General features: G+C 76.8%; 1 protein-coding gene and 1 pseudogene. Both read left to right on the forward strand.

Annotation, left to right across the window (positions count from 1 at the left end):
* Positions 1-126: 126 nt before the first annotated feature.
* Entirely contained in the window at positions 127-789 is a 663-nt protein-coding gene (locus ACVMLK_RS20910) for a uracil-DNA glycosylase (RefSeq protein WP_457487524.1), read from the forward strand.
* A gap of 211 nt (positions 790-1000) precedes the next feature.
* Positions 1001-1834, forward strand: a pseudogene (locus ACVMLK_RS20915) (lytic transglycosylase domain-containing protein); the annotation flags it as partial.

Genomic DNA, 1834 nt, shown 5'->3' on the forward strand with positions numbered 1-1834 from the left:
CCCCCCCCCCCCCCCCAGGCCGCGCCCGAGCCGCCGCCCGAGCCGCCATCCGATCCCCGGCCGGCTCCGGCGCGGCGTGCCCCGTCCGCCCCCGCCGCCTCGCCCGCGCCGCCATCGCTGCTGCCCATGGCCCCGCCCGTGCTCGGCGCCACCGCCCTGGCGGCGGCGGCGGACACCCTGGAGGCGCTGCGCGAGGCCATCCGCCGGATCGACACGCCGCTGCGCGACACCGCGACCAACCTGGTTTTCGCGGATGGCAACCCGGCCTCGGGGCTGATGCTGATCGGCGAGGCGCCGGGGGCCGAGGAGGACCGGCTGGGCCGGCCCTTCGTCGGGCAGTCCGGCCAGCTGCTCGACCGCATGCTGGCCAGCATCGGGCTGGACCGGCAGGCGGAGGCGCCGGAGCGGGGCTTCTACATCACCAACATCCTGCCCTGGCGCCCTCCCGGCAACCGCACGCCGACGGATGCCGAGATCGCGCTGTTCCTGCCGGTGGTGCTGCGGCACATCGCCCTGGTGCGGCCGCGGCGGGTGGTCATGCTGGGCGGCACGGCGGCCAAGGCGCTGTTGCGCGCGCGCGAGGGCATCACCCGCCTGCGGGGCCGCTGGCGCGACCTGCCGCCGGAGGCGGGCGGCGTGCCCGCCCTGCCCAGCCTGCATCCGGCCTATCTGCTGCGGAACCCGGCGGCCAAGCGGGAGGCCTGGGCCGATCTGCTGATGCTGCGTCGCGCGCTGGATGGCGCCGGGCCCTTGGCGGATGGGGTGGCGGAGCCCGGCATCACGGAATAGTGATTGCCGTTCCTGACGAAAGCCCGGCTGTTTCCCGACCTGGTCTCAGCGGGCGAGACCCGTCCCGCCCTTGGCGCTTGCCGCCACCTCACCATTTCGTTAACGCCGGAAGGCCATGCGCGCGATCCGCACCATGGCCCTTCGCTCACCCGCCCTGGCACTCGGCCTGGGATGGGCGGCGTCGCTGTGTCTCGGGGCTCAGGTCCCGGCCATGGCGCAAGGGGCCGGACCGACCGCCCCCATCGAGCGGGCCCTGAGCGTCACTCATGCCACCCCGGCGGCGATGGTGGACGGCCCGGCACGCCCGGGGCTTCCCCAACCTCTGGCGGCCACTGACGCGGCCCGGCTGAGACGCATCTTCGCCCTGCAGGCCGCCGGCCAGATGCCGGCCGCCCTGGAGGAGGCCGCCCGGCTGGAGGACCGCCGGCTGATGGGCCATGTGCTGGCCGACCGCTGGCTGCGGCCCGGTCTCGCCGAGCCGGGGCTGCCGGATCTCCACGGCTGGCTCGCCCAGTACGCCGACCATCCCGATGCCACGGCGATCCACGCCCTGCTGAGCCGCCGCCTGCCCCGCGACGCGCCGCAGCCGCCGATTCCGCAGGACGATTCCCTCGCCGCCGATGCCGAGGTGGTGCCCGAGGAGCGCGATCCGGCCTCCCGCGACATCAGCCGCGACGCGCGGCTCGACCGGCTGGTGCGCGGCCGCGCCACCGAGGGCGATGCCGAGGGCGCGCTGCAGGCCGTCGGCCGCGGGGCCAGTGGCAGCTATGCCGCCCTGCTGCGCAGCGAGGTGGCGCTGGCCACCTTCCATCGCGGTCAGGACGAGGAGGCCTACCGCATCGCCGCCGCCACCGCGCGGGGCCAGCCCCAGCTCGCGCAGCCGGCCTATGTCGCCGGCCTCGCCGCCTGGGGCATGGGCCGGGCGGATCTGGCGCTGGCCCAGTTCGAGCAGGCGGCGCGGGCCGAGAACGCCACCCCCGCCCAGCGCGCGGCCGCCGCCTTCTGGACCGCGCGCGCCGCGGTGCGAACCCGCCGGCCGCAGCTC

It is taken from the genome of Teichococcus aerofrigidensis, assembly GCF_054073225.1.